The organism is Teichococcus aerophilus, assembly GCF_014490485.1.
GTDB lineage: Bacteria > Pseudomonadota > Alphaproteobacteria > Acetobacterales > Acetobacteraceae > Pseudoroseomonas > Pseudoroseomonas aerophila.
The window spans coordinates 23642-31283 of the sequence record NZ_JACTVA010000055.1; the positions used below are offsets into that span (position 1 = coordinate 23642).

The following is a 7642-nucleotide window of genomic DNA, read 5'->3' on the forward strand; positions in this document are numbered from 1 at the left end:
GAGCGGCCATGCTCTGGTACACTGCATTGCGGTATGCCATGCCCAACCCTGCAACAGTCGAGGCCCGGTCCATGCGCCCTAAAATCTATATCGACGGCCATAATCTGGCGCTCGACCAGGGCACGGGCGTTGCCACCTATGCGCGCAACCTCAGCTTCCGCCTGGGCGCGCTGGGGGCGGAGGTCGGCGTGCTCTACGGCACCCGCGCCAGCCCCAGCCGCAACCCGCTGATCCGCGAGATCGCCTTCTTCGACAACCGGGTGGGCGAAGCCTCGCCGCTGCTGCGCTGGATGCGCTCCGCCCGCCGGACCATGCTGTCGCCCTTCGGCGAGTATGCGACCTCGGTGCCCATCACCGGCAGGGTGGTGGCCAATACCTTCGAGAACCGGATGCCGCATTTCGACCATCTGTGGAATGTCGAGAACGGCTTCACCGTCGCCTACAACCACTTCCGCCACTACAAGTCCCGCCTGACGGTGCGGATGCCGCAGCCGCCGCAGATCATGCACTGGACCTACCCGCTGGCCATGCGGATGCCGGGCGCCAAGAATGTCTACACGCTGCACGACCTGGTGCCGCTGCGGCTGCCCTACACCACGCTGGACCACAAGCGCCGCTACCTGCGCCTGAACAAGCTGATCGTGGAGAAGGCCGACCACATCATCACGGTCAGCGAGGCCTCGAAGCGCGACATCGTCAACCTGCTGGGCGCGGACCCCGAGAAGGTGACGAACACCTACCAGTCGGTCGAGATCCCGAAGAAATTCGCCGAGAAGCCGATCAACGAGGCGCAGGACGAGATCAAGGGCAGCTTCGGCCTCGACTGGAAAGGCTACTTCATGTTCTTCGGCGCCATCGAGCCGAAGAAGAACGTGGGGCGGATGATCGAGGCGTTCCTCTCCTCCGGCTCCGAGCTGCCGCTGGTCATCGTCGGCAAGCAGGCATGGAAGAGCGAGGAGGAGCTGAAGCTCCTGTTCGACGACCATATCCGCTACCAGGTGCAGGAAGGCAGCATCCTGCGCACCAAGCGCAAGATCATCCTGCTGGACTACGCGCCGTTCCGCCTGCTGGTCTCGCTGATCCGCGGCGCCAAGGCGGCGCTGTTCCCCTCGCTGTACGAGGGCTTCGGCCTGCCGGCGCTGGAGGCGATGAAGCTCGGCACGCCGGTCATGACCTCCAACACCTCCTCCCTGCCCGAGGTGGTGGGGGATGCCGCCATCACCGTGGACCCCTACGACGTCCGCGCCATGGTGGAGGCGATCCGCGCCCTGGATACCGATGCCGAGCTGCGCGGCTGGCTGGAACAGGCCGGCCCCCGCCGCGCCGCCCTGTTCAGCGCCGAGCAGTACGAGCGTCGCCTCGCGGACGTCTATGCCCGCCTGGGCGTGAAGCTGGAGCCCGGTGCGTCCGGCCAGGCATCGATGGCACAGGCGGCGGAGTAGGCGCCCGCTGGCGGAGAGAGAAGGCCGGGGAAGGAGTTCCCCGGACCCCTTCTTTTCTTTTGCGAGTTGGCTTCGGGCCTGGAGGCCGGAGGCATAGGCGCTTGAATACTGTTTCGAATTTGTGCTGACGCGGTTTCGGCCAAGGCGTTTCGTGCGGAGCAGGCGGCGTTGGCCCGAGGTACGGACATGGGCGTAGTGCCGACCAAGCGTTCATGGAAAAGACCGCCGAGGCCGACTCGGCAGAGTTGAAGCCAGCCCTGACATTCGCAGCAGGCATCCGGGATTTGCCTGTCCGCCGCGATCCGGGCACGGCGGACAGCCCACCCCTGCCGCCAGCAACACCTCAAAACTCGAAAAGGACGATGAGGGAGGTCCGGAGGGAGAATTCCTTCTCCCTCCGGCGCTTCGTGCTGCCGTCCCTCCTTTACGCCACGCGGAAGGGAGGTGATCGCGTGCGGAGGCTGTCGGGCTCCGCGTCGCCCGTGGATGCTGCCTCCTGGCCATGCTCTGGCCCAAGAATGGAGGATCGGTTCATGTCATCAGCTTCCCCGAAGGGCTGCCTGGACAGGCGTGGCTTCTTGCAAGGTTCCGGCCTGGCGGTGGCCGGCCTGGCCGCGGTGGCCCTGGGCGGCCCGGTGCGGGCGGCGGCGCCGCTGGCCACGCAGCAGGTGCCGGGCCTGTACCGGCACCGCGTCGGCCCGATCGAGGTGACGGCGCTGCTGGATGGCCATATCGGCTTCCAGGACCAGGCGTTGCCGGGCCTGTTCCCCGATTACGATGCCGAGGTAGCGGCGCGGCTGCGCCAGCAGGCCTTCGTGCCCGCGGGCGCCGTGCCGCTGGCGGTGAATGCCTACCTGATCAATACCGGCCCGCGGCTGATCCTGGTCGATGCCGGTGCCGCCGGCGCGCTGGGGCCGACCCTGGGGCAGCTTCCCCGCAACCTGGCCGCCGCCGGCCTCACCCCGGCCGATGTGGACACCATCATCCTGACCCATGCCCACCGGGACCATGCGGCGGGGCTGCTGGATGCGCAGGGTGGCGCCCTGTTCCCCAATGCCGAACTGGTCATTGCTGAGAGCGAATTGCGCTACTGGGACGATGACGCGGCGATGGCCCAGGCCCGCCCGGCCATCCGTGCCTTTTTCGCCCCGGCACGGCAGGCGCTGGCGCCCTACCGGGCCCGCCTGCGGCCGGTCCAGCCCGGGCAGGACGCGGCCCCGGGCGTGACGACGGTGGCACTGCCGGGCCATTCGCCGGGCCATATGGGCGTGCGGGTGCATGCCGGGGCGGAGCAATTGCTGCTCTGGGGCGACGTAGTCCACACCCAGGCGCTGCAGATGCCCCGGCCGGACTGGTCCATCGCCTTCGATTCGGACCCGGCGCAGGCGGCGGAGACGCGGCGGCGGGTGTTCGACATGGCGGCGACGGACCGGCTGACGGTGGCCGGGATGCATATGGACTTCCCCGGCATCGGCCACGTGGTGCGGCGGGTGGAGGGGTATGGCTTCCAGCCCCTGGCCTGGCGATCAGCGCTTTAGCAAAGGCCCAGTACCCAGGCGCCGACTTGCATGGAGCGAAATTGCTTCGGTGGCGCTTGGGTCACAGGGGTGTGGTTTAATTACAACAGCAACTCGTCAACCCTTTACAGCTCAGCAGGCCGTCGTTGACCTGCTGGCAGGCTTCGCGACACGGTGCCCCCAGGCGGCCCTTCCGGGGGGAGGGGCTCTAAAAATTTAGGGGTTTCACCGTGTCCGAACGTGAGGACGGGCAACGCATCGCCTTGCCCGCGAAGGGCTGGTCGCACGCCTCAGCCGACCGCCTGACCATCGAGCGTGGTGGTCAGACCGGATGGTGTGGCCCGGCGGCCATCGCCCTGGCGTCCGGCTGTGCCTATGCCACCGCCTGCGACCTGCTGCGCCAGGTGGCGCCGGAGCGCTACGTGGGCCAGCGGGATATCATGACGGCTTATTGGCGCGACGTGCTGGGGGCGCTGCTGCTCTGCGGCGTCTCGCCCGAGCCGCTGCGCGTGGAGAGGCCAACCGGCCGCGGGCCGACCTTGCTGGGGCTGGTCCGGCAGGGTGGGCTGGAGGCCGGGGTCTACCTCGTGCGCGTGACCGGCCATTTCCTGCTGCTGACTCTGCATGGCTTCGGCCTAGCGCAGGTGCACGACAACCGTCTGTCCGGTTCCGTACTGTCCGTGCACACGCATGGCCGCTGCCGGGTGACGCATCTGGCGCGGCTGAGCTGAGGGCTTGGTCGTGGGACTATCCGGCCACAGAAGGCGGGAAGCCCGACCTTGCCTCAGCCGGGGGTGAAGCTGTCGTCAGGTGCGGCGGAATGGCCCCGGTTCCTGCGGCTTTTCCGGTGTATTCATGGGCCGGCCGATCTGGCGTGCGGCCCTGCTGTCCTGACCGAGATGTCCGGCAACCGAGTACTCGGACCACGTCCTCCGCCAGAATCACCGGGCGCCGGCCTGTAGTCCTGGCCGGATGGCGGCCTGCGCAGGGCAAGAAGGCGGCGCAGGGATTTCTTTCTCCACTTCGGCTCTTCCGCGCCATCCCGCCGCCTTGCGGGCGTTTCGCTTGCGGGATGGCAGGGAGGCGCCTATATGACGGCGCAGAACATCTTCGCTGCACAGTCAGGGGGGTGGCCTTAACCGGCCGCCTTTTTTTGTTTTTGGAAGACGACGCACCACTCCAAGAGGGCCTCGAGGCCCGCATCGCCACGGCGATCACCCCCACGCTCAGCGCGATGGGGTATGAACTCGTGCGCGTGATGATCCAGGGTAAGCAGACCCCCACGGTCCAGATCATGGCCGACCGCGCCGATGGCCGGGCCATTGGCGTGGGCGACTGTGAAGCGATCAGCCACGCCGCCGGCGCCGTGCTGGACGTGGACGACCCGTTCAAGGGCGATTGGCACCTGGAGGTGTCCTCCCCGGGCATCGACCGGCCGCTGACCCGTACCAAGGACTGGGAGCGCTTCACCGGGCATCTGGCCATCGCCGAGATGAGCGTGCCCTTCGAGGGCCGCCGCCGCTTCCGCGGTTACATTCTCGGCGTGGACGAGGAAACCGTGCGGCTGAAGCTGGACGATGCGGGCGAGATCGCCTTGCCCCGCATCGACATGCGCCGCGCCAAGCTGGTGCTGACCGACGAACTCATCGCCGCGACCGCGGCCGAGGCCAAGGCGCAGGGCGGGGACGAAGACCCCGCCGATGACGACGCCGAGCCCAACACCTTCGCCAAGAGGAACTAGGACCATGGCCGTGGACATCACCATCGCCCGCCCGGAGCTTCTGCAGGTCGCGGAAGCGGTCGCGCGCGAGAAGATGATCGAGCGCGACGAGGTTCTCGAAGCGATGGAGCAGGCCATCCAGAAGGCCGGCCGCGCCAAGTACGGGCACGAGAAGGATATCCGCGCGATCATCGACCGCCGCACCGGCGAGGTGAAGCTCTCCCGCTGGTCCGAGGTGGTGGAGGCCGAGCCGGTCGAGAACGAGGCGACCCAGATCCCGCTGCGTATCGCGCAGAAGGTGAAGCCGGGCATCGCGGTCGGCGAGTTCATCATCGACCCGCTGCCGCCGATCGATTTCGGCCGCATCGCCGCGCAGACCGCCAAGCAGGTGATCGTGCAGCGGGTGCGCGAGGTCGAGCGCTCCAAGCAGTTCAACGAGTACAAGGACCGCGTGGGCGAGGTCGTTAACGGCGTCGTCAAGCGCACCGAGTACGGCAACCTGATGGTCGATCTCGGCCGGGCCGAGGCTCTGCTGCGCCGTGACGAGACCATCCCGCGCGAGGCGTTCCGCAACGGCGACCGCGTCCGCGCCTATATCTATGACGTGCGCGAGGAGCCGCGCGGCCCGCAGGTGTTCCTGAGCCGCACCCATCCGGGCTTCCTGGCCAAGCTGTTCGCGCAGGAAGTGCCGGAGATCTACGACGGCATCATTGAGATCAAGGCCGTGGCCCGCGACCCGGGCTCCCGCGCCAAGATGGCCGTCATCTCCCGCGACAGCTCGATCGACCCGGTCGGTGCCTGCGTCGGCATGCGCGGATCGCGCGTGCAGGCGGTGGTGGCCGAGCTGCAGGGCGAGAAGATCGACATCATCCCCTGGTCTTCCGAAAACCCGACTTTCGTGGTGAACGCCCTGGCGCCCGCCGAGGTGACCAAGGTGGTGCTGGACGAGGAGACCCGCCGGGTTGAAGTCGTTGTGCCGGATGACCAGCTTTCGCTCGCGATCGGCCGTCGTGGCCAGAACGTGCGGCTGGCCAGCCAGCTGACCCGCTGGGACATCGACATCCTCACCGAGGCTGAAGAGTCCGAGCGCCGCCAGGAAGAATTCCGCAAGCGCACCGGTCTGTTCGTCGAGGCGCTGGACGTGGACGACGTCATCGCCGGCCTGCTGGTGACCGAGGGCTTCGACTCCATCGAAGAGCTGATCGATGCCCCCGATGAGGAGCTGGCGGAGATCGAGGGTTTCGACGAGACCGTCGCCGCCGAGCTGAAGCGCCGGGCCCAGGCTTTCCTGGACCGCCGTGAGGAAGAGATGGACGAGAAGCGCCGCGCCCTCGGCGTCGAGGATGCGGTGGGCGAGGCCGGTGGCTTCAGCGCCGCCATGATGGTCACGCTGGGCGAGAAGGGGGTCAAGACCCTGGACGACCTGGGCGACCTGGCGGCGGACGAGCTGATCGAGATCCTGGGTACCGAGGCGGTGGACGAGGACACGGCGAACGCCATCATCATGGCGGCGCGCGAGCACTGGTTCGCCAACGAGGGCGGTGAGGCGAAGGCCGAGGAAGCCGCTGCCGAAGGCGACACCGCCGAGGCCGGCGAGGATGAGACCGCCGAGTCCGGTGGTGACGAGGCCGCCGAATCCGGCGAGGAGAAAGCCGACGACCAGCACACCTGACCTGCAGTCCAAGCCCGCCGTCGATGACGGCGAGATGGAACCGGAACCCAAGGGCCCACTGCGCCGCTGCATCGTGACGCGGGAGACGGGGCCCAAGGAAACCATGTTGCGCTTCGTCCTCAGCCCGGGCCGGGAACTCGTTCCCGACCTGGCGGGGAGGCTGCCGGGGCGGGGAATGTGGTTGAGCGCGCGTGCCGATGTGCTAGAACGCGCGCAAGGTCGTGGTGCCTTTTCGAAGGCAGCGCGCGGCTTGGTCATACCGCCCCCCGATCTTCGCGCCCGAATCGAGCAAGGCTTGCGTGGTCGCTTACGCGATCAGGTGGGGCTGGCTCGCAGGGCTGGGCAAGCCGTGTGTGGCTTCCAGCAGGTGCGGGATTGGTTGCAGCGCGGCAAGGCCGGGCTGCTGGTGGAGGCGGTGGATGGGAGTGCTGCGGAACAACGGAAGCTGCTGGGCGGGCACGACGTGCCTGTGGTGGCGACCTTGACCGCAGAGGAACTCGGTACAGTGTTCGGGCGCGATCATGTGGTGCACGTCGCCATATCGCCCGGGAGGATTGCTGAGATGATTATACAGGAGGCTGGTCGTTTGGCCGGGATTTCTGTCAACGCGAACGGAGCGGGGTCGTGAGCCCGGCAACGGCTCGCGTAGAGATGAATGGCTGACGAAAAAGTAGTAGGTACGACCGAACGGATGAGCGACCAGAACGATCAGGAAGCGGGCAAGAGCAGGCTGAGCCTGCGGCCCGGCGGACGCCTTGAGATCGGCAAGACTGTGGATGCCGGCAGCGTTCGGCAATCGTTCAGTCACGGCCGCAGCAAGACGGTGCAGGTCGAGGTCGTGAAGAAGCGCGCCCCCGGCGCGCCCGCCCCCACCCAGAAGCCGGCCGGCCCGGCCGCCAGTGGCCCGCGCACGGCCAGTGGCCCGCAGCGCAGCGCCTCCGGCCCCCAGCGTGGCGGCCCCAGCAGCGCGCCCGCTAACCGGCCGCTGAACCAGGGCGAGCAGGCGACCCGCCTGCGCGTGCTGGAAGAACACCGCCGCCAGGAAGCCCAGCGTGAGCGCGAGGCGCGTGAGCGCCAGGCGCTGATGCTGCGCAGCGCGGCCGAGGAAGCCGCCCGCAAGGCGGAAGACGAGCGCCGCGCGGCCGAGGAGGCCGTGGTGCGCGCCGCCGAGGAAGCGCGCCAGAAGGCCGAGGACGAAGCCCGCCGCAAGGTCGAGGAAGAAGCCCGCCGCAACGCGCCGCCGGCTGCCGCCGGCGCCCCGCGCCCGGCGCCGCGTGATGCCGGCCCGGCC

Annotated in this window: 7 protein-coding genes; all 7 read left to right on the forward strand. The window is 68.3% G+C overall.

The features are described from left to right. Positions 1-71: 71 nt before the first annotated feature. Complete coding sequence (locus IBL26_RS21510; protein ID WP_187786574.1) at positions 72-1442, forward strand: glycosyltransferase family 4 protein; 1371 nt, start codon at positions 72-74, stop codon at positions 1440-1442. A gap of 533 nt (positions 1443-1975) precedes the next feature. Continuing rightward, the gene (locus IBL26_RS21515) at positions 1976-2980 is read left to right on the forward strand and encodes an MBL fold metallo-hydrolase (protein WP_187786575.1); all 1005 of its coding nucleotides are present in this window, start codon (positions 1976-1978) and stop codon (positions 2978-2980) included. 209 nt (positions 2981-3189) lie between these two features. Beyond that, the gene (locus IBL26_RS21520) at positions 3190-3690 is read left to right on the forward strand and encodes a hypothetical protein (RefSeq protein WP_187786576.1); all 501 of its coding nucleotides are present in this window, start codon (positions 3190-3192) and stop codon (positions 3688-3690) included. Between the two features lie 398 nt (positions 3691-4088). Continuing rightward, positions 4089-4700 carry a ribosome maturation factor RimP gene (rimP, locus tag IBL26_RS21525; protein WP_367615482.1) on the forward strand — a complete coding sequence of 204 codons (612 nt, stop codon included), beginning with the start codon at positions 4089-4091 and terminating at the stop codon, positions 4698-4700. A gap of 4 nt (positions 4701-4704) precedes the next feature. Beyond that, positions 4705-6351: a transcription termination factor NusA gene (gene nusA, locus IBL26_RS21530; protein ID WP_187786578.1), complete on the forward strand. Its 1647-nt coding sequence runs from the start codon at positions 4705-4707 to the stop codon at positions 6349-6351. After that, positions 6299-6979 (forward strand): RNA-binding protein, encoded by a 681-nt coding sequence (locus IBL26_RS21535; RefSeq protein ID WP_408901962.1) that lies wholly within the window; start codon positions 6299-6301, stop codon positions 6977-6979. The genes nusA and IBL26_RS21535 overlap by 53 nt, the downstream gene beginning before the upstream one ends. 63 nt (positions 6980-7042) lie before the next feature. Further along, a partial coding sequence (locus tag IBL26_RS21540) for a translation initiation factor IF-2 associated domain-containing protein (RefSeq protein ID WP_187786580.1) occupies positions 7043-7642 on the forward strand: 600 nt, incomplete at its 3' end.